Annotated in this window: 22 protein-coding genes; all 22 read right to left on the bottom strand. The window is 30.7% G+C overall.

From position 1 onward, the window contains the following. Positions 1 to 3: 3 nt before the first annotated feature. The 22 genes from KVH43_RS07175 to recD2 all read right to left on the bottom strand — a co-directional run bounded on the left by KVH43_RS07175 (position 4) and on the right by recD2 (position 20,364). Positions 4 to 708, bottom strand: a complete 705-nt coding sequence (locus tag KVH43_RS07175) for a WbqC family protein (protein WP_218281879.1) — start codon at positions 706 to 708, stop codon at positions 4 to 6. Next, positions 686 to 1,333 (bottom strand): formyltransferase family protein, encoded by a 648-nt coding sequence (locus KVH43_RS07170; RefSeq protein WP_218281878.1) that lies wholly within the window; start codon positions 1,331 to 1,333, stop codon positions 686 to 688. Before KVH43_RS07170 ends, KVH43_RS07175 begins: the two co-directional genes overlap by 23 nt. Before the next feature lie 4 nt (positions 1,334 to 1,337). Beyond that, entirely contained in the window at positions 1,338 to 1,973 is a 636-nt protein-coding gene (locus KVH43_RS07165) for a formyltransferase family protein (protein ID WP_218281877.1), read from the bottom strand. Between the two features lie 24 nt (positions 1,974 to 1,997). Further along, on the bottom strand, positions 1,998 to 2,744 hold the full coding sequence (locus KVH43_RS07160) for a cytidylyltransferase domain-containing protein (RefSeq protein WP_218281876.1): 747 nt from the start codon (positions 2,742 to 2,744) through the stop codon (positions 1,998 to 2,000). A 9-nt stretch (positions 2,745 to 2,753) separates the two neighbouring features. Continuing rightward, positions 2,754 to 3,950 (bottom strand): UDP-4-amino-4,6-dideoxy-N-acetyl-beta-L-altrosamine transaminase, encoded by a 1,197-nt coding sequence (gene pseC / locus KVH43_RS07155; protein WP_218281875.1) that lies wholly within the window; start codon positions 3,948 to 3,950, stop codon positions 2,754 to 2,756. Positions 3,951 to 4,035: 85 nt separating this feature from the next. After that, on the bottom strand, positions 4,036 to 5,091 hold the full coding sequence (gene pseB / locus KVH43_RS07150; protein WP_218281874.1) for a UDP-N-acetylglucosamine 4,6-dehydratase (inverting): 1,056 nt from the start codon (positions 5,089 to 5,091) through the stop codon (positions 4,036 to 4,038). A 25-nt stretch (positions 5,092 to 5,116) separates the two neighbouring features. After that, on the bottom strand, positions 5,117 to 5,461 hold the full coding sequence (locus tag KVH43_RS07145) for a DUF8042 domain-containing protein (protein ID WP_218281873.1): 345 nt from the start codon (positions 5,459 to 5,461) through the stop codon (positions 5,117 to 5,119). A gap of 11 nt (positions 5,462 to 5,472) precedes the next feature. Continuing rightward, positions 5,473 to 7,329, bottom strand: coding sequence for a motility associated factor glycosyltransferase family protein (locus tag KVH43_RS07140; RefSeq protein ID WP_218281872.1), 1,857 nt, complete (start codon positions 7,327 to 7,329; stop codon positions 5,473 to 5,475). A gap of 122 nt (positions 7,330 to 7,451) precedes the next feature. Further along, positions 7,452 to 8,600, bottom strand: a complete 1,149-nt coding sequence (locus KVH43_RS07135; protein ID WP_218281871.1) for a flagellin N-terminal helical domain-containing protein — start codon at positions 8,598 to 8,600, stop codon at positions 7,452 to 7,454. A 196-nt stretch (positions 8,601 to 8,796) separates the two neighbouring features. Beyond that, the gene (locus KVH43_RS07130; protein WP_218281870.1) at positions 8,797 to 8,970 is read right to left on the bottom strand and encodes a carbon storage regulator; all 174 of its coding nucleotides are present in this window, start codon (positions 8,968 to 8,970) and stop codon (positions 8,797 to 8,799) included. Between the two features lie 417 nt (positions 8,971 to 9,387). Beyond that, complete coding sequence (locus KVH43_RS13340) at positions 9,388 to 11,046, bottom strand: flagellin N-terminal helical domain-containing protein (protein ID WP_218281869.1); 1,659 nt, start codon at positions 11,044 to 11,046, stop codon at positions 9,388 to 9,390. A 217-nt stretch (positions 11,047 to 11,263) separates the two neighbouring features. Continuing rightward, on the bottom strand, positions 11,264 to 11,806 hold the full coding sequence (locus KVH43_RS07120) for a coiled-coil domain-containing protein (protein WP_218281868.1): 543 nt from the start codon (positions 11,804 to 11,806) through the stop codon (positions 11,264 to 11,266). A gap of 90 nt (positions 11,807 to 11,896) precedes the next feature. Next, a complete protein-coding gene (csrA, locus tag KVH43_RS07115) occupies positions 11,897 to 12,121 on the bottom strand; it encodes a carbon storage regulator CsrA (RefSeq protein WP_218281867.1) in 225 nt (74 codons plus the stop codon). 11 nt (positions 12,122 to 12,132) lie between these two features. After that, positions 12,133 to 12,567, bottom strand: a complete 435-nt coding sequence (gene fliW / locus KVH43_RS07110) for a flagellar assembly protein FliW (protein WP_218281866.1) — start codon at positions 12,565 to 12,567, stop codon at positions 12,133 to 12,135. Between the two features lie 28 nt (positions 12,568 to 12,595). Continuing rightward, entirely contained in the window at positions 12,596 to 13,162 is a 567-nt protein-coding gene (locus KVH43_RS07105; RefSeq protein WP_255547703.1) for a DUF6470 family protein, read from the bottom strand. 20 nt (positions 13,163 to 13,182) lie between these two features. Next, entirely contained in the window at positions 13,183 to 14,115 is a 933-nt protein-coding gene (flgL, locus tag KVH43_RS07100) for a flagellar hook-associated protein FlgL (protein WP_218281865.1), read from the bottom strand. Positions 14,116 to 14,141: 26 nt separating this feature from the next. Continuing rightward, entirely contained in the window at positions 14,142 to 15,917 is a 1,776-nt protein-coding gene (gene flgK / locus KVH43_RS13245) for a flagellar hook-associated protein FlgK (protein WP_255547702.1), read from the bottom strand. 12 nt (positions 15,918 to 15,929) lie between these two features. Further along, the gene (locus KVH43_RS07090; RefSeq protein ID WP_218281864.1) at positions 15,930 to 16,427 is read right to left on the bottom strand and encodes a flagellar protein FlgN; all 498 of its coding nucleotides are present in this window, start codon (positions 16,425 to 16,427) and stop codon (positions 15,930 to 15,932) included. Between the two features lie 60 nt (positions 16,428 to 16,487). Further along, the gene (locus KVH43_RS07085; protein WP_218281863.1) at positions 16,488 to 16,763 is read right to left on the bottom strand and encodes a flagellar biosynthesis anti-sigma factor FlgM; all 276 of its coding nucleotides are present in this window, start codon (positions 16,761 to 16,763) and stop codon (positions 16,488 to 16,490) included. Positions 16,764 to 16,842: 79 nt separating this feature from the next. Next, on the bottom strand, positions 16,843 to 17,262 hold the full coding sequence (locus KVH43_RS07080) for a TIGR03826 family flagellar region protein (protein ID WP_218281862.1): 420 nt from the start codon (positions 17,260 to 17,262) through the stop codon (positions 16,843 to 16,845). Between the two features lie 28 nt (positions 17,263 to 17,290). Then, a complete protein-coding gene (locus KVH43_RS07075; protein WP_218281861.1) occupies positions 17,291 to 18,025 on the bottom strand; it encodes a ComF family protein in 735 nt (244 codons plus the stop codon). Between the two features lie 119 nt (positions 18,026 to 18,144). Then, a complete protein-coding gene (recD2, locus tag KVH43_RS07070) occupies positions 18,145 to 20,364 on the bottom strand; it encodes an SF1B family DNA helicase RecD2 (RefSeq protein ID WP_218284102.1) in 2,220 nt (739 codons plus the stop codon). Positions 20,365 to 20,397: the final 33 nt, after the last annotated feature.

Here is a 20,397-nt window from a genome sequence, read left to right as displayed (position 1 = left end):
TAATTACTCCTTTTTCAAAAATCCAGTTTTAATATATTTAACAGTATCTTTTCCACAATAAAATAGCATATCCCATATTGTCATATATGGAATGAAATCTCCCCAAATTTGATTATATACAGGATGATTGTATTCATGAAAAACTAATTCTATATCATTTTTTATAAATTTATTTTTATCAATGTAATTTCTACCATTAGGTCCTGATATATATATATCACCATCAAAATATTTAGTGATTTCAATTAATAGATCATCTTTTTTACATTTCCAAATATAATTTGAAGCCCATTCAACCTTAACTTTTAGTTCCAAATAATTAATTAAAATATTTAACATATCCCTAACAACTTCATTAAAATATATTCTTTTTTTCGAATAAAATTCTTCTAATAATTTAATTATCTCATCATAAAAAGGTGTTTTTTTATAATTGTGCACAAAATTTTTATAGTGGTTCTCTTCCCAACTTTCATCATTTAATACTAATAAATCTTTTATCTTATCACTTTTAGAATTTTTTCTATCAATAGGAATTGATAACCAGCAACATCCATTAGTTGTACGTATTCTATTTCTATGTTCAAAAGCTCTCTTTTGATGCTGAACATTATCTAGCATAACAAAAACATCTGAAATGATCATTCTCTCAATATAATTGCAAGCAGGTAAGTATCTTGGTTGACTAATTGCTATTTTTCTCATCATAAAATAACTCCTTCAGTATGTTGCTATTTATTACTTTTCTTAATAGATTCTTATTTAACGGTTTATAATAAGTTCCTTTTTTACCTTTGTTTACTAAAAATTTTATTTCTCGTTTTATATATTTTTTAATAGTTTCATCAAATACATCAGGAACTAAATTATATAATTTTTGTTCATTAAATTTATAGCTTTTTGAATAATCAATTTTTAATTTTTTTAAAGTTATTATTTCCCCATAATCTATTTCTTGGTTTAATACATGAGCTGTAATTCCCATTTCTGTTTCTTTATTTAAAATAGCCTGTGGTAAAGGGTGTCTTCCTCTATAGAAAGGTAAAATCCCTGGATGAATATTTATAATCTTCCTCTCTACATATTCTATCATTTCTGGTGTAAAAATCTTACCAAAACTTCCCACTATAGTCAAATCTGGTATTTCTTCATCCTTTAATATATTTAACATATCATTTTTAGATTTTATTAAATAATATCTTACATTATTTTTTCTAGCATACTCTAGTAATTCTTTTGGACTTTTTTCATTCTCAAAAACAAAATATTTAATATTTCGAATGTTTTTAGAATGTATTATTTGTTTATAATGACCCCAATAAGCAATTTTCACTCAATCACTCCTTATATATTCTTATAGTATATTTTTGTCCATCTATAAAAAAGAAAGCAGGATATCTTTCATTATCTACCACTCTAAGTAAGTTGAATTGTTCTTTTATTGTTTTATTCACATCCAATTCACTATCTTTAGGTGTCCTTCTCTTATAAAAGGATTCTTCTCCTTCTTGTTTTTTGCATGTTATGTTAGGATATTTCTTTATAAATTCTAATACTAATTTTTTAGTCATTATTCCTTGTTTATGTTTTATTTCAGTAAGTAATTCTGTACCATCAAGTTTTATTATATCTTGAAGATAAATATCTCCAGCATCTACCTTTTCAACAGCTTCAAATAATGTAATTGGTATTTGATTTTCACCTTCAAGCACCTGCCAAGTTAATGGACTCCATCCTTTTCCCTTTGGAAGAGCACTTTCATGTATAACTAAATTGTGTTTATTCAAGTTTAAATATTTTTTCGGAATAATTTTTTCACACCCTAAAAAAAATGCTATATGTCCATTCTTTATTTCTTTATAGCGATCTATAAAATAAACTTCATGATTAAGCTCAGTTAATTCTTCCACTAATTCTTCTATATATGGTCTAATCCAACTATTCGGATTATCACATAAAAGTGTTATTATCACTTTAACGCCTCCACTATCTATTATTTAAGAATTACTTTTTATCTTTTTTTGTTCTATATTTTCATTAATTTTAACTAATTCAGGTTCTTTCTTCATTAAATTTAAAATTTGATCACTATAAAAATCATGTTCTCCCCTGTAAAAATATTTATAAATTTCTCTAATTAATTCAAAATCCTCTTTTGTATCTAATGTCCACCTATATTTTGAATAATCTATGTCATTTTTATAGTAGTAGATTTTTTTACTATTTTCATATATATATGGTGTAACATGTTCTCTTTGATATTTTTCTTTAGCGTTTTTAAATGCATTTTCTAAAACTTCAAATGAGAATACTTCTGTATCAAGTCCTCGTGGATACGTTCTCTGACTTAAATCTACTCCTGCATTTGATACAATTTCATAATCATTTTCTATATAAAATTTAACAATTTCATCTACTACAATAGGGTCAATTAATGGACAATCTGACGTTATCCTAACAACAATATCTGCATTATTTTCTTTTGCAGCATAATAATATCTACTTAGAACATCATCTTCGCTACCTCTAAAGTATTTTACTCCACATTTTTTCGCTTCTTCTACTATTATATTATCTCTTTTTAATGTAGTTGTAGCTATAACTATTTCATCTATATATTCACTTTGTTTAACTCTTGTTATTACATGATCTAGTACAGTTTTTCCAAATAAATCTTTCATTACTTTTCCTGATAACCTTGTAGAACCCATTCTTGCTTGTATTATCGCAACTACTTTTCTCATATTCACTACCTACTTTCTATAGTAGCTTAAAACCTTATTTACAGCTTTAACTACATCATCTAAATCTCTATCATTCATCTTAGGAAACAATGGCAATGTAATCATACATTCATACAACTTTTCAGCATTTGGACATAATCCTTTTTTATATCCAAGCTTTTGATAATATGGATGATAGTATACAGGTACGTAATGTACATTCACTCCTATATTTTCAGCCTTTAATGCTTCAAATATCTCTTTTCTCCCTGCCTTAAACTTTTCAAGCTCTAGCTGTATAATATAAAGATGCCAGCTTGAGTTTGAATATACTTCTTCATATGGCGTAATTACTCCATCTATATCTGATAGCTGTTCATTATACTTTCTAACCAATTCTCTTCTTCGATCTATAAATTTTTGTATTTTTTCTAATTGGCTTGTTCCCAAAGCACACTGTATATCTGTAATTCTATAATTATATCCTAAATCTAACTGCTCATAATACCAAGAACCTTGTTCTTTGTTCACTAACAATTCTTTATCTCTTGTAATTCCATGAGTTCTAAAAAGTGAAAGTTTTTTATATAATTCTTCATCATTTGTCGTAACTATGCCACCTTCTCCAGTAGTAATATGTTTTACTGGATGAAAGCTAAACTCTGTCATATGTGCTATACTCCCGATCTTTTTTCCTTTATATTCTGTCCCTAATGCATGGGCTGCATCTTCTATTACCGTAAGATTATATCTATCTGCTAATTCCATGATTTTATCTAAATCAACTGCTTGTCCTGTAAAATCTACTGGAATAATGGCTTTTGTTTTATCTGTAATTTTTCTTTCTATATCTTTTACATCAATATTATAAGTTTTAGGATCTATATCTGCAAATACTGGTTTTGCTCCTTGATATAAAACACAATTAGCAGATGCTGCAAAGGTTATAGGAGTGGTGATCACTTCATCTCCCTCTTGTATTCCTGCAGCAAAGCATGCCGCATGTAATGCTGCCGTACCATTTGAAACTGCAACAGCATACTTAGCCCCTACATATTGAGCTACTTTTTCTTCAAACTCTCTTACATTCGGACCTGTTGTTAGATAATCTCCCTTTAATACTTTAACAACCGATTCTATATCTTCTTCATCTATACATTGTTTTCCATAAGGTAAAAATTCATCTCGTACAGGTTTTCCACCTAATATTGCTAATTTATCACTCACTTCATCATCCACTCCAGTATTATTTTAAATTATACTTTATCTTTTAAACGTACTATCTCTTAACTAATTATTTTAAAGCTTCTATCTAATCAATTGTTGCTGCAACTTCCACTTTTCTACTTGATATATTTGGAATCATGTTCAAATCTTTCAGAGCTTTTCTTAGATCTTCTACACTTAGCCACTCTGTATTATTACCTGAATTATATTCAAATCCCTCTTCTATTAATTTCCCACCTGGAGTAAAATGCTTTTTAGAATTCCACCAATCAAAATGTGGGTATATAATATAATGCTTTTCATATTCATAGGTTGTTCTTGAATCATCCTTTGTTATCATTACTTCATGTAGCTTTTCTCCTTCTCTTATTCCAACCTCATTCATTTGTACATCATCTAGCATTGCTTTCGCTAGATCTGTTATTTTGAAAGAAGGTATCTTGGATATATAAGTTTCTCCCCCTCTAGATTCCTCTAACGCCTTGAATACTAAATTTACCCCTTCTTCTAGCGTAATCCAGAATCTTGTCATTCTAAAATCAGTGATCGGTAATTCCATCTTTCCTTGCTCTATTAAATTTCTAAAAAATGGTATGACCGATCCTCTACTTCCAGCAACATTTCCGTATCTTACTACAGAAAATATTGTACTTTTACCTCCAGAATATGCATTGGCAGATATAAATAATTTGTCCGATACTAATTTTGTTCCTCCATATAAGTTGATTGGATTAACAGCTTTATCTGTTGATAAGGCTACAACTTTTTTTACCCCTCTATCAATTGCAGCATCTATTATATTTTGAGCCCCATGTATATTGGTCTTTATTGCTTCAAATGGGTTATATTCACAAGCTGGTACCTGTTTCATTGCAGCAGCATGGATTACATAATCTATACCATCAAAAGCCCTGTATAATCTATCTTTATCTCTAACATCTCCTATAAAAAATCTTAGTTTTTTAAACTGTTTATATGTAAGTTTAGCTAAAAATTCTCTCTTAACTAAATCCTGTTTATATTCATCTCTAGAATAAATTACTACTCTAGATGGTTTATATCTATCAAAAATCATTTCTATAAACTTTTTTCCAAAGGAACCTGTTCCTCCTGTTATTAAAATAGAAGAATTATTTAACATATTTAAACCACCTTTTTCTTTTTATTTAATGTATCCGATGAATCCATTTTTCTAGTATCGGTTTTATTTCATAATCTAAAATATCACTAATTAAAATAAAATCCCTATTTTCATATGCATCTATAAGCAGTGGTAATTTTTCTACTAACTCCTGCTCCTTCATAGTTCCTTGTTTTATCCTATTCTTTAAATAAATTGCTTGTGCAATCCACTCTAACCCTTCAAAAATAACGGGTAATAGTTTTTGAGCATCTTGTTCCTTTGATTGCATTACATATTCTACAAAATTTTCTATTCCATTAATCATTTTAGGTAAATAAGTATTTAATTCTTCTGTTGTCTCTTTTACTAATATTTCTTGTTCCTTCATTTGTTCGCCTCCTATTCTTTCTTCATTTTTTGAAGAACATCTATTAATACCTCTATGACACTGTAACACCCTACTATAAAAGATGCTACCATTTTCTTTTGAATTTGCACATTTTCTTTCATATTTTCATAGCTTGCTTCATTTCCTAACATTCTTACCTTTGTAGCTGCCATCATAAAAGGTGCCTGAAAAAGAGTTCTAGCAATATCATGCTTTAGTATTAAATCTTCTATTTCTTTTCCTTGATTAAGAACTTTATAAATTTTTTCTTTGTCTTTCATCTTAAAATCTTTTTTATTTCGAATTACTTTAGTTTGAAGCTTATCTAACCTTAATATTTGTAAATTAGCTTCCTTTTTGATTTGTTGAAATTTTTCAATTAATTTCTCTACTTCTATAATAGCTCTATCATATTTTTCTTCTGATTTTTCGCTTTTTGGAACCTTCTCATGTAATGGAATAACTTTCTCATTACAATATTTTTCTATAGTTTCTTTTAGAGTCATTATTTTTGTACCAGAGATATATGCCCCTCCTTCGGTAGCATCAATATATTCTCTTGTTCCATTATCCTTACCAATCTCTAATTCAAACCAAGTTAAAAACTGTTTGAAAGCATGACTAGTAGGTAACATTTCTCCGTCTATTCCCTTAACAAAAGTGATTTGTTGATTATTTGTAGTGTCTACTTTGTTCTTAATTTCAACATCATTAGAATGGGTAACACCATCCTTAGTGTATGCCAAATCTTGTCCAATAAATATAATAGGATTTGCCCCAATATATTTAGCAAAAGAAAAAGCTATATGAGCGCAAGATGTTCCCATTGAAAGCAAGCGATTCTCTCCTAGAATATCATTATTTATCCATTCGTTTATCTTTTCTCCTTGCTTTAGACAAATTAATTTTTTGTTATCTTTCAATGTAGAAAATATTTCTGGTCGCACAACAGTAGGACCAATAAAAACGGTTTTAGGATTGATTTCTTTATCTTTATAAAACTTCTCATAGGTTAGTAACATTCTTTCAATAGTTACCACCCCATCAGGAACAATTTCATATTTTTTCAAAGTAGATAAAACTGCATCCGTTGCTATAATCAAAGCCTTTCCTTGCAGTTTTTTTAACTCATGAATATTTTTATCTAAAGAAGGTCCTGCTGCTACAATTATAACTGGCTTATTTGAATACGCATTTTTTAATAATTCAATACTAGGACTTTCAAGTAATGTATTGATGTTCTCTAAATTATTTTTAATTCCAATAATTGTATCTTCCATATCATTTCCTAGCATAAAATAAGCATGCCTAATAGTATCAAAAATTTTTCTCTGCATTTCATTTATCCAATTTCCGTATATATTTTTATAAGAAGGAAGAATTAGATTAGTTAAATTTCCAAAAAGAGGCATTACATTGAAAGCAAATATTTTCTGATTGATTCTTGTAAGAATTTCTTCATCACTTCCAAAAAAGAAAAAAATATTTCCAGTAGCAATTTCTAAAAAGTTTTGAGTCCTCATGTAAGTAGAAACAATATCTAAATTTTTCTCAATAACATATATATAGCTTCTACTACTAATTTTCTTTTTTAATTCTTTAATATGGTATCCCAATCCCAAACCATATACAATATATATAGCATCCCTTTCTTCTAGATTAAGATCTTTTTCAAGACTTTTCCATTCTCTTTGCATATTATATTTACTATGAATATATATTTTTTTTCCATCTTCTGTTTGATATCGTAAGTTATCATATCCTTGATTATTTTTTTCAATATCTAGTATAGGATTTTTAATTATCTCTTCAGTATATCCATGTTTTTTAAGAAGTTCTATATTTAATAATAACTGCTGATTGTCCACCAGTTTTCACCAACCTTTCATAAAAGTGTTCTTATTATTTATCGGATTTTTTTACAAAATCTTTAAATAATATACAAAAGAGCCAAAGAAAAAATCTTTGACTCTTTTATGTACATTTATAATTATCTTAATAGCTGAAGTACGCCTTGAGGTGCTTGATTTGCTTGAGCAAGCATTGCCTGAGCAGCTTGTTGAAGGATGTTGTTCTTTTGGAACTCCATCATTTCCTTCGCCATGTCTACATCTCTGATTCTTGATTCAGAAGCTTGTAGGTTTTCAGAAGCTGTATCTAGGTTTTTGATCGTATGCTCTAATCTATTTTGCATAGCACCTAATTTAGCTCTTTCTTTTGAAACCGTATTAATAGCATTATTGATAGTTGTTATAGCTGTATTTGCAGCACTTTGAGTATTTACTTGAATACCACTTCCACTTTTAGAATCTGCATCTGAATAATCAGCAGCAGTTACTGTCACACCAGCTGTTGTTGCTGTTATTGCTGCAGTAGTTCCATCAGCAAAATTTAACAAACTAGCAATTGTTGAATTTCCTTCTAATGTAGTTTTTAACGCATTTACTGTTGTCCCAGTAGTAGCTGTAACATTTATAGTATATCCAGCACTTGCTGAACCTGCTACAGAAACAGAAGCTGCTGCTGTACCAGTAGTAATTTTAATTGTAACAGAATTTGTTGTTACATTAGTAGCTTTTAAATCTCCTGAAATTGTAGTTTCTGTAAGTGTAGCTTTAGTTACACGCAACGCTTTTGCATCCATATTGTTAATTGTTAAATCAACATTTTGGTCAGCATTTGCTCCTATGTGGAAAGTTATAGCTGCACTTGCACTTTGTTTATCTCCATTTAATAATTTTTGTGTATTGAACTCAGTAGTTTCTGCAATTCTAGTAATTTCTCTTGATAATTGATCTACTTCTGATTGGATTTTATCTCTATCTACACTAACATTTGTATCATTGGCAGATTGTACTGCTAATTCTCTCATTCTTTGAAGGATCGCTTGAGTTTCTTGTAATGCACCTTCAGCTGTTTGGATTAATGAAATAGAATCTTGAGCATTTCTAGAAGCTTGATTAAGTCCTCTTATTTGTCCTCTCATTTTTTCAGAAATTGCAAGACCTGCAGCATCGTCACCTGCTCTATTTATTCTATATCCTGATGATAATTTTTCAATTGACTTTGCTCCTGCTAAATTGTTAACTCCTAACTGACGATGTGTGTTCATTGCCATTAAATTGTGATTGATTCTCATTTTTATTCCTCCTTGATTTTTTTATTTAGTGAGCTTCCTTTCTCACTTTCTTTATATTTATTCATAAGCATCACAGTTCCCGGGATTCTGTGATACTTAAAAATAACAAATTTAAAAGGGACGAGCCTAACCTTATGACTATTTCAGCATCCTGCTGTATAGTCATAAAAGTCAACTCGTCCCTGAGTTTATATCTTTATTTAGCTTCTTGTAAGTGTTCTTGTTCGTATATTTCTCCACGAACAATTTTTATATCTTTGGGTGCATCGATGGCAAGTCTTAGATCTCCATCATTGCTTTTTACTACCTTTACTTTAATATTCTCCCCTATAACTACATATTCTCCTGGCTTCCTGCCTATAACTAACATCTTTCTTCCTCCTTGAAATTCAACTTTATTTATAATATTTTAGTCCCATATATATAGTCTTATATGCTTGTTTTTTATAATTCTATAGGACCATATATATATTACTAAATCAGTGTGTCGAATTTTGTCATTTCTTAGTGATGTTTCAATTTTTTCTCCAGCAGGATGAGTTGAAAAATATATAAACTCAACTCATCCATCAGCCGTTATATTCTTTATTTATATCTTTAAACAAAAGACGAGTTAATACACCTATACCTTTTTGCGTCCTGCAAATATATAGGTCGTATCAACTCGTCCCTGAGCGTAATATATTAATATTAGGTATTTTACTCGTCCCTGAGTTTTATAATTCGTCCCTGAATTATAACAAAACCCAACTTACACAATTTTAATACATTAAAATTGGTTCACTAATTATCTTAACAACTGAAGTACTCCTTGTGGAGCTTGATTAGCTTGAGCCAACATTGATTGTGCTGCTTGCTGTAGGATATTGTTCTTTTGGAAGTTCATCATTTCTTTTGCCATATCTACATCTCTAATTCTACTTTCTGCTGCTTGTAGATTTTCTGATGATGTATCTAAGTTTTTGATAGAATGCTCTAGTCTGTTTTGAACAGCTCCTAATGCACTTCTTTGTTTAGATACTGCTTGAATAGCACTATCTATATCATCAATTGCCATTGATGCTCCTGACTGCGTAGATATATCTACTGTATTTACTTTAAGAGCTGATGATCTCATGTCACTAATACCAAATGACATAGTTTGCCCTCTATTTGCACCGATTTGAAGACTTACTGCCCCTTGTGCTGCAGCTTCTGTTTGTGTATCAGTTAGCCCCATATTTTCTAAAGTATTGTCCCCGTCTTGTTCTGTAAAGCTAATAGAACCTGTTGGACTTGTTATAATGAATTTGCCGTCCTTTGCATCTATAGTTACATCTTCAATAAAACCTTCATCACCTTTACTTAATCCAGCATTTGTATTATAAGTTGAAATAGCAGCATTAATTTTTGTCTGTAAATCAGTAGCAACTGTATCTCCTGAAGTTGTACCAGAAGTAGCAGCAGCTAAAGCAGCTGTTTTTAATGATACTCCATTTATTTCAAATTGAAGTGTTTCTGTACCAGCTAATGTAAAGTCAACAATATTATCACCTTTATCTGTTATAGTCCCTTGAGAAGCATCCCCTAGAATTTCATCAGCAATACTATTTGCTTTGCCTGTAAAAGTAATTTCTGATTCTTCACCTTTTATACCACTTTCTATTACTACTTTATTTGTAGCATCTGTATAAAGATTTACATGAGATACTTTTGCACCAGCTGCATTAGATGAATTATATTCGTCTATAGCACTATTGATTGCATCCTCTACAGCTTTTAATGCAGCTGCTTCTTCATCAGCTGTCATAGCTGTACCACTATAATCTTTTTTTAGTAAATTTTGATCTGCATCAGATAGATGTTTTTCCCAATCTATTTCTATATCATGTCCATCTATTGTAATTGTATCTTTTACAGTAAAGTCCAAGCTTGATAAATCAGCTGATTTCATAACATTAGTTGCTGTAGTTTTAGCAGCTTGCTGTGTCATAGATACAGCACCTGTAGTTACATTTTCTCCAACAATAGTTGTTCCATCTCCTGCCATATCTCCATTAAGTAATTTTTTTGTGTTGAATTCTGTAGTATTTCCTATTCTATCTATTTCTGCTTTTAACTGACTAACTTCATCTTGTAGTGCTGCTCTATCTTCATCTGTATTTGTTGCATTTGATGACTGCACTGCAAGTTCTCTCATTCTTTGAAGAATAGCTTGCGTTTCATTTAATGCACCTTCTGCTGTTTGGATCATAGAAATACCATCTTGAGCATTTCTTGATGCTTGATTAAGTCCTCTTATTTGTGCTCTCATTTTTTCACTAATTGAAAGTCCTGCTGCGTCATCTCCAGCTCTATTGATTCTTAAACCTGAAGATAATTTTTCAATAGACTTTGAAGAATTAAACTGATTAATTCCCATTTGTCTATGTGTGTTCATTGCCATTAAGTTATGGTTGATTCTCATTTTACATTCCTCCCTGAATGATTTTTATAGACATCCTGTCCAATTGTTTTATTTAGTTTTTCATCTCACACTCGGCCGATATGTAAGGTTTATTTATTGCTTGTATTATTATTATCGGCATGAGTTTTTTATACTTTAGTGTTTTTTATAATTTTTTTGTAAAAAAAATAGTAGAGAATTTATTCCCTACTTCTATAGTTATTATTCTTTGAGCAAATTATTGCTCTTGTTTTTGCTTTTTTAATTGTTCTACACTATATGCATCAAACATATTATTATGCTCTTTAATTGTTTGTGACACTTCATTGATTTCTTTATCTAGTCCAATAGTATAATAAAGAATTGTTTTTTCAACATTTTCAATGCGATCTAGTCTATTATCCATATTATCTAATCTATCTTCAACATTCTCTAGCCTTGTTTCAACATTTTCTAGCCTTGTCTCAACATTCTCTAACCTTGTCTCAACATTTTCTAGCCTTATCTCAACATTCTCTAGTCTTGTCTCAACATTCTCTAACCTTGTCTCAACATTTTCTAGTCTTGTCTCAACATTCTCTAGCCTTGTCTCAACATTTTCTAACCTTGTCTCAACATTCTCTAGCCTAATATCAATATTATCTAGTCTATTGTCCATGTTATCTAGTCTAGTTTCAATATTATTCAATCTATTGCTATTATCTTTAACCTCTTTTCGTACTTCTTGCAATTCACTATACATCTTCTCCATTAAATTAAATAATTTATCTTCGTTATTCATAGAATCATCCCCTATGTTTTTTATATCATTGTATCATATTATCTATTGTGTGAGAATATGAAGTTTATTCGAAGCCTACAGAATTTTTATCTATTTTTTCAACAAATTACCTAATCCTTTCAGACTCAAGTTTCCTACTGCTGCCTTTTTATTTTCTTTTTGAATTTCTATATATATTTCTTTCCTATGGACCTCTAAATCTTTAGGAGCAGATATACCTAATCTTACTTTTCCTTCTTCAATAGCAATCACCTTTATCTCTATTTTTTGATCAATAATGATGCTTTCATCTTTTTTTCTGCTGAGTATTAACATACTGCTCCCTCCTATCTATCTTCCTCAAATATAAAATATTTCAAAGGATATTTATCTGTATCTAATACAATTTGTTTCCCTTTTTTATTCTTTGTATTCACAATCAAAGGACCTCTTAGATTAATGGTCATCTTTTTTATATCCTGTGGCACAACAGCAATGCTAAATATCACTACATCTTCTTCTTTTTCGATCTCTAATGCAGCTACTATTTTTTCTGGAATATAAAAATCATAATCCTTTTTAAATAAAAATGGATTTGTAATAACAAATGCTAAACTCGGTTCATTGACAGCTTGAAGCCAATGAAAAGCTACTTCTTTATCTGGATTTAGAATCATAGCATATTCTTTTATATCCTCAAAGCCTAACAAGCCTTCTTCAAAGGTAATAATTTTTTCCTGTTCTATCTCTATTTCTCCAAAATGCTTTGTATTAAGAATCATAAAGAATCCTCCCTTTTAGTTCAAAAGTTCAACCTAATTGGTTGAACCTTCCTCCTACATACTCAATGTTTATACTATTTTTTTGTCTCAAATATATATCCACTTTCCCCATTTTATAATCAATAATAGGTTTATTGACTCCTACATCCATATTGACTTTTCCTTCAATAGGTTTTATATCTACCTTTCCTCCGATGAAGTCAATTTTGGGTCTACTCTTAGGAATCAGATCAAAATTAAACTCTTTATCAAATAAATGATATGCATTTTCTTCTGCCTGCTCAGGAATAACATCTGTCTTATTTTGAATAGCTGCCATTTCATTTCCCTGTCTTACAATCCGTGCAATCCCTTCCATAGCCTTTTGTTTTGCAAAGCTAGCCGTATCCTTTGTCAAGTCTATATAATTTTTGAACCCTATTTCTGCACGACAAGGATATTGATCAATCTGTACCTTTACAGGTTCTGTATGAATTTCTACCTTAGGAAGCTTGGTAGTCATCTTTATATCTGCTTTTGGCTGCTGTATAGACATTTTTCCCGGAGTAGTTTTAATACCAATCAGTGCTGGAGTTGTTGTAATACGAAGCTCCATATTTTCACCTCCAGTGAAAATTATCTTATAAAGTCAACAAGACTAGGTTGAATAACCTTTGCCCCTACTGACAAAGATGCTCTATATATATTTTCATCATTCTTAAATTTCATTATAACCTCTGCCATGTCTGCATCTTCATTTTTAGAAAGTAACTCTGTAAAGTTTATAACATCTTTCTCAATTCGATTAATAGTCATTTCCATTCTATTGGTTTTTACACCAATTTCTCCTCGAATTTGCAATACATTTTCCATATGTTCATCTATTCTACCTAGAGCCTTTTCAATTCCAGCTTGGTTATCAGTATCTAGTGAATTACTCAAGTCATCAAATACAGCTATTAGTTGTGCTTTGTTTCCTTCCGCAGCCTCATTGGTATTTAATGTATCTAAAGATCCTACATCTATTCCAAACAATTTATGTCCCAACGTATTTACATCTATTCTCTCTGCAGTCCCTACTTCATATTCCATTTTTTCATCATTTTTTGAATCAATTAGATATATCCCATTATTATCCAATAATTTTTGATCTGTTTTATATCCTGAAAAAATATATTTCCCAGAATAAGTACTATTGGCAACCTTTATAAGCTGTTCTTTTAATTGATCTATTTCTACTTTGATCTTTTGTTTATCCTCTTTTGTTTCCGTTCCATCTGCACTTACAGCTAACTCTCTTGCTCTTTGAAGTATATTTCCTATATCTTCCACAGCTGATTCCGTAATATTAAGCCATGACAAAGAATCTTCTGCATTTTTTTTGTACCTTTCTATTTCTGCTACTGCTGTATTTAACCCTAAACTCTTTGATACCCCAATAGGATCATGAGAAGGCATAGTAAACTTTTTTCCTGTAGACATTTGTTTATTCCATTTATCTAATCTTCTTAAATTATTATTTAAATTAAGGAGCATCGTATTGCTCATCATAGAATTTGTAATTCTCACCTTTTCTCACCTCAACTTTATAAAATTTATCTTCCTACAACGCCCATCCCATTAATAATCTTATCTAGCATTTCATCTACTACTGTAATCATTCTCGCACAAGCATTATATGACTGCTGAAATTTAATCATATTTGTCATTTCCTCATCAAGAGATACTCCTGATATGGATTGTCTTTTATTATCAATATCTTTAATCAACACTGCTTGATTATCTACCATTCTAACAGCTTCCTGCCCATCAACCCCTAGATTTGAAATCAGCGATTTAAAATAGTCATCTGGTGTTCCCCAGGCAAACATATTTCCATCATGTCTTAACTCATTTAAAGCCAATGCATTACTTCCATCTCCTGTGAGTGCACTATCTAAAACTCCATCACTATCACTGTCATATGCTTTTTTACCTGCTGCAATATTGTTTAAATTATTATAAATTTCATTAGAAATATCAACATCTCCAGCTTTTACTATTTTCATCTTAAGCCATACACTTCCAGATGCTCCTTCTACCTTAAAAAGAGTATAACCTTGATTCTTCTCTTCGAACTTCTGAATAATATCTGCATCTGAATTTCCACCTAAAGCATTTATATCTACATTTGATACATATTGCATACCTCCATAATCTATATCTTTAGTTATATAGAAGTTTCCATCTGCATCTTTAATTGTATTTCCATTTGTATCTTTAAGATATTTATATCCAGCTGGCACAGGTGTTGCTGGAGTAGTATCTGGTATTTTCATCAAATAAGCACTATTGAAAAATGGAATGCCTGTTCCAGCTCCAGCTAGCCCATATCCTGATCCATGTTGCATATTAAATCTGAGTATAAAAGTTGTAGTAAATTTATTTAGTTTATCCATATAGTAAGGAATCCCTTTTTCTTTTCCATCTATATTATCTCTTACATCTAAAAGTCCTTTTAGCTTTCCTCCACGGCAAGAAAAGGTCGTTCCATCCTCCCACTTTATTTCTAAAAGTCTTGGCTGATCTAGATAGTTATTTAAGCCCTCTCTAGGTGTAGCTTTTAATGTATTATAGTTCTCATTAGATACTAAAATATTTCCACCAATCATAATTCTCATATTTGTACCTAGATTTTCACTATTCCCATTAGGAATTTCTTTTACATCAATATCCACTAATTCAGATAGCTTATCTATTAATAAATTTCTTTGGTCTCTCAAATCGTTAGCATGACTACCATCTAACTCATAGATAGAAATTTGCTTATTTAATTTTGCAATTTCCTTTGCATAGCCATTAATTTGATCAACTGTTGTTTCTACTGCAAAGTCAGTATTTTTTTGCATATCAGATAGCTGATTATACATATGATTTAAAGTTTTAGCCAGTGCAATTCCTCTTTGCCTAACTTGTGCTCTTACAGTAAGATTATCAGCTTTTTCACCTTCACTTAATTCCTGTAGTGCTGAGAAAAATTCATCCATTACCTTTCTTATTCCACTGTCAGAAGGCTCATTAAATATTGCTTCTATCTGCTGTAGTGCTTCTAACCTAGGCTCCCATTCTCCACTTGTTGTAAATTCTTTTCTTATCTTAAAATCTAAAAATGCATCTCTAATTTGCTGAATGCTTGTAGTATCTACTCCTGTTCCCTGCATTCCTTGTCCACCGGGTATTCCTATAGGATTAGACTCTGTAACGTTTAGTCTTTGTCTGCTGTAGCCAGGCGTATTTGCATTAGCAATATTATGTCCAGTAATCTGAAGTGCCCTTTGACTTGAAAATAATCCTGTTCTTGCTATATTTAAACCAAAAAAACTTCCACTCATCTTTACCCCACCTTATACCTTTGCATCAAATATATTTGGTCTGTGCTTTAACTCATTCTCATCAGCTTTACTTCCATAGGTATTCCCTTTTACTTCTGCATTAGTCAATAAATTTACATTAAATTCAATATACTCTAATGACTGCTCAAGCAGCTTGGTATTTAAGTCATTGACCTCTTTTATTTTTTTTAAAATACTTCCTAGCTTATCCTTTAATGATAATATTTCTGTTCTTTCTGGATCTTTTATAGAACTTGCTAGCTCTGTTATGTTTTCAACCCAATCTATTTTTTGCTCAAATAAAATATTTCCGATAATTGCTGTTCGTATTTCGTCTATTTTCCCCATACTTACCACTATACTCTGTTCGTCATTTGTAATCTTTTCTAATTCCTTTATATTTCCTTCTACTATTACATCTCTTTTCTTTTTTGCTAATTCTAAATAACCTTTATATATCTCATACTCTTTGCTAAGTGCAAGAATTAACTGCTCAATAGATTTTGACATTTAAGAGCCTCCTTAAAAGAAACTTAAAAAAATTCGAAGGTAAGCTTACCTTCAAAATTTCTAAACTCTTCTATCAAAAATACGCTCTACAACTTCCTCTGCAGATGGACTGTAATTTTCTGAAATCATTTGCTGCTTTATTTTTTCTACCTTTTCTTCTCTCATCTTTGGAAGCTTTTTATAAGCGTTTAGCGCAAATTGATATTCTCTTGCATTTTCAGATATTTGGATTTGATCATCCTTTTGCTTCATTTTTTTAGTATTTCCTACAGCCTTTGTATTCTTTCTATACGTACTAAGTATTTTTTGTATATTTGGATTGTTCGTGACCTTCATAAAAACACCTCACTTCTGCCGAATGATTATACCTTAGTATCGGCAAAAGTGAGGATGATGTTTACATGTTTTATAAAATTTATCTTCTTTTTTTTCTTTCTGCTGTATACATTTTTTCTTTTTGCTTATCAACATTTGATTTTAATCTATCAACCTTCTCAAAACCACTTTTTAATCCAGCTTGTAATTCATGTGCACAAGCATCACAAAATCTTCCTGTTCTGATAGGTTTTCCACAACGTTCGCACTCAAGAATAAGCGCTGAATTTTCTCCTACTATTTCAAGTCTTCCTTCTCTTAAAAAGCGAAGAATTTTATCCTCATCTACACCTGTTTCTTCTGATACTTCTGTAAGAGTTGCCCCTTCATTCTCATAAATGTATTCTCTTACAACCTTGAAATCTTCTTCATCCTTTTTTTGACATCTCGGACATATTTTACTGATACCAGTATATTGAAAAAGTCTGCCACATTCTTTGCAATTTCTAATTTCAGCCATGCCTTTTCCCCCTTAAATTCATTGAAATTTATATATTTTTTCCTGTAGCAAAGGATATAACATATATTTTTTTAGGTCTTGCTTTTACTATTTCTCTGCAACAGGCATCTACCGTACTTCCTGTAGTATATACATCATCAACTAAAAGTATATTTTTATCTGTAAACTGCTCTAACAATCTAACAGAAAAAGCGTCCTTTAAATTGTTTTTTCTTTCATTTCTTGTAAGCTGGTTTTGAGCCTTTGTGTCTTTTATTTTAATAAGATTCTTTCTCGATACTTTCCAATCCATCGCTTTTCCTATGTATTTAGAAAGTAGATCAGCTTGATTAAACCCCCGATTTTTTTCTTTTTTCTTGTATAAAGGCACAGGAACAATATAATCTATATTAGATAACTTTTGTTTTTTTAACTTATCTACCATAATCTCTGCCATATGATAAGCTATATATCTTTGATTTTTGTATTTTAACTTATATACAAGTTCTTTCATATGCTCATTGTATTCTACACAAGAAAAGCCTTTTGTAAAAAAATGCTTTGTCTTTATACAATCAGGACATTCCTGTAGGAAATAAAAATCTTCTAAAGGCTTTCCGCATTTTTCACAAGCTCTCCCCTCAATAAACTTGATCTTTTGTATACATGAACTACATAAGGAATATTTTTCTGTTTTTTTAATGCTTTCATTACATAATATACAATAAATATTCCGAGGATAAATCAAATCAAGAAAAGTATCTATATATGCACCTAAATTCATTTGCCTTGCTCCCTTTTGTCAGCAAGATCATATAAAGAAACCTTGCAAAATAGATTTCTAATGAACATATATATCAAAATATTATCATAAAAAAGCAAGGTATAATAGTATTAATCTCCTTAAAACTCAATCAAATTTTCTGTCAAAAATTTTTTGAGTCTGCTCCCTAGTCCTGAATTTCTTCTGATAACGCGATAATTATCTACCATATTTTTAAGACTCCCTTCAATGCCTACCATTACTACTAATTCTTTAGCTCTTGTAACAGCTGTATATAAAAGGTTTCTTGTTAAAAGCATAGGTGGCCCCCAAAAAATAGGCATAACTACAATCGGAAACTCACTCCCTTGACTTTTATGGATAGTTATGCAGTATGCTAGTTCTAATTCATCAAGCTGAGAAAAATCGTAGGTAACCAATTTTTCTTCATCAAACAAAACAATCATTTCCTTTTCTTCATTATCAATCTTTTGTATATAGCCAAAGTCTCCGTTAAAGACTCCTTCTCCTTCTTCTCCATCAATTGTGCTCCACTTTAAGTTGTAGTTGTTTTTCATCTGCATGACCTTATCTCCCACTCTAAAGACTTTATCCTTCATCTGTCTTTCTTGCTTTTTAGAACTAGGTGGATTTAAAATCTCCTGCAGCACATTGTTCAACTGAAACATCCCTACTTGTCCTTTTTTCATAGGTGTAAGCACCTGAATATTTTTGATAGGATCACAGCTACTGAATTTGGGCAATCTCTCCTTACATAATTCCTTTATAGTCTGTACTACCTGTAATTGATTTCTTTTTTTTATAAAATAAAAATCCTTCTCTTTTTTATTAATATATGGATACTCCCCTTTGTTTATTCTATGGGCATTAACAATTATCATACTCTCCTGAGCCTGTCTAAAAATTTTATCCAGCCTTACAACTTTTATAATCCCACTATCAATAATATCTCTTAATACGTTTCCTGGACCTACAGATGGAAGCTGATCGACATCTCCAACTAAAATCAATCTAGTCCCCGGAAGCAACGCCCTTAACAGACCTTTCATCAATAGAATATCAACCATAGACATTTCATCAATTATCACTACATCACAAGCTAAAGGTTCTTCTTCATTTTTTCCAAAGCTCATACCTACTTCTTCATCTATATAAGCATATTCTAAAAGTCTATGAATCGTCTTTGCCTCTCTTCCCGTTGCTTCACTCATTCTTTTTGCAGCTCTTCCTGTAGGAGCAGCTAGCATAATACTAAGATTATGATTTTCAAACATTTTTATAATACTGTTAATAGTTGTAGTCTTTCCTGTTCCCGGTCCTCCTGTAATAACCAATATACCATTTTTTACAGATTCCTTTACCGCTTCTTTTTGATTCTTTGCTAAAGATATTTTTTCATTTTCTTCTATTGCTTCAATCTCTTTATCTAAATCCTCTGCAATAGGCTCTAATGATGCTTGAGCCATTTCAACCATTTTTTTGCACACATAGCTCTCTGCATAAAAATAAGACATAGCATAAACTACTATTTTACCTTCTATGTTTTCAAGATGAATTTCATTATTTAACGCCATTTGAGTAAGTGCATCTTCTATAAGCTCTTTTTTTACATCTAATGTTTTGGCAGTTTCTTCAATTAATTCCTCTCTTGGTGTATATGTGTGTCCTTCAAGATGAGATTGGGTAAGTATAAACTTTATTCCACACATTATTCTATAAGGTGAAGTTGGATCAATTCCCATTCTTTTTGCAATAGCATCTGCAATTTTAAATCCAATTCCAAATATATCCTCTGCTAAACGGTAAGGATTTTCTTGTATATATGCAATTGTATTTTCTTTATATTTTTTATAAATTTTTATAGCATAATTAGGTGTTACACCATATTCTTGAAGAAAAAGGATTATCTCACTGATTTCTCTTTGTTCCTTAAAGGATTCTGCAATTTTTCGTGCCTTTGCTTCCCCTATACCGCTTACCTTTGTTAATAAATGTGGAGTATACTGCATCATATCAAGAGTATCTTTTCCAAATTGCTCAACAATCTTTTTTGCAAGCTTTGGTCCAATTCCTTTAATAATACCTGATGACAAATATTTTTCAATTCCCTCTAAGGTATTTGGCATGATTCTTTTATAAGATATAATCTCCAGTTGTTCTCCAAATTTAGGATGAACTATCCACTTTCCAGAAAAGCAAAAGGTTTCTCCAGTATTTATAACAGGCATATACCCTACTACTGTTATCTGTTCTTCTTCCGTTTCAACAATAGCAACCGTATAGCCATTCGCATCATTTTGAAAAATAATTTCTGATAATACACCTTGTATTTCTACGATCATAATGTCCTCCTAAAGGATTTGATATGTATA

The organism is Crassaminicella indica (genome assembly GCF_019203185.1).
Lineage (GTDB): Bacteria > Bacillota > Clostridia > Peptostreptococcales > Thermotaleaceae > Crassaminicella > Crassaminicella indica.
Note: the sequence above shows the minus strand (reverse complement) of the source record. Positions and strands in the feature narration are given on the sequence as shown.

Excerpts from the sequence above, each read along its gene's own strand:
- KVH43_RS07175 (WP_218281879.1), bottom strand. The coding sequence starts at position 708 with ATGATGAGAAAAATAGCAATTAGTCAACCAAGATACTTACCTGCTTGC.
- KVH43_RS07160 (WP_218281876.1), bottom strand. The coding sequence starts at position 2,744 with ATGAGAAAAGTAGTTGCGATAATACAAGCAAGAATGGGTTCTACAAGG.
- pseB (WP_218281874.1), bottom strand. The coding sequence starts at position 5,091 with ATGTTAAATAATTCTTCTATTTTAATAACAGGAGGAACAGGTTCCTTT.
- KVH43_RS07145 (WP_218281873.1), bottom strand. The coding sequence starts at position 5,461 with ATGAAGGAACAAGAAATATTAGTAAAAGAGACAACAGAAGAATTAAAT.
- KVH43_RS07135 (WP_218281871.1), bottom strand. The coding sequence starts at position 8,600 with ATGAGAATCAATCACAATTTAATGGCAATGAACACACATCGTCAGTTA.
- KVH43_RS07130 (WP_218281870.1), bottom strand. The coding sequence starts at position 8,970 with ATGTTAGTTATAGGCAGGAAGCCAGGAGAATATGTAGTTATAGGGGAG.
- KVH43_RS13340 (WP_218281869.1), bottom strand. The coding sequence starts at position 11,046 with ATGAGAATCAACCATAACTTAATGGCAATGAACACACATAGACAAATG.
- KVH43_RS07120 (WP_218281868.1), bottom strand. The coding sequence starts at position 11,806 with ATGAATAACGAAGATAAATTATTTAATTTAATGGAGAAGATGTATAGT.
- csrA (WP_218281867.1), bottom strand. The coding sequence starts at position 12,121 with ATGTTAATACTCAGCAGAAAAAAAGATGAAAGCATCATTATTGATCAA.
- fliW (WP_218281866.1), bottom strand. The coding sequence starts at position 12,567 with ATGATTCTTAATACAAAGCATTTTGGAGAAATAGAGATAGAACAGGAA.
- KVH43_RS07105 (WP_255547703.1), bottom strand. The coding sequence starts at position 13,162 with ATGGAGCTTCGTATTACAACAACTCCAGCACTGATTGGTATTAAAACT.
- flgK (WP_255547702.1), bottom strand. The coding sequence starts at position 15,917 with ATGAGTGGAAGTTTTTTTGGTTTAAATATAGCAAGAACAGGATTATTT.
- KVH43_RS07090 (WP_218281864.1), bottom strand. The coding sequence starts at position 16,427 with ATGTCAAAATCTATTGAGCAGTTAATTCTTGCACTTAGCAAAGAGTAT.
- KVH43_RS07085 (WP_218281863.1), bottom strand. The coding sequence starts at position 16,763 with ATGAAGGTCACGAACAATCCAAATATACAAAAAATACTTAGTACGTAT.
- KVH43_RS07080 (WP_218281862.1), bottom strand. The coding sequence starts at position 17,262 with ATGGCTGAAATTAGAAATTGCAAAGAATGTGGCAGACTTTTTCAATAT.
- KVH43_RS07075 (WP_218281861.1), bottom strand. The coding sequence starts at position 18,025 with ATGAATTTAGGTGCATATATAGATACTTTTCTTGATTTGATTTATCCT.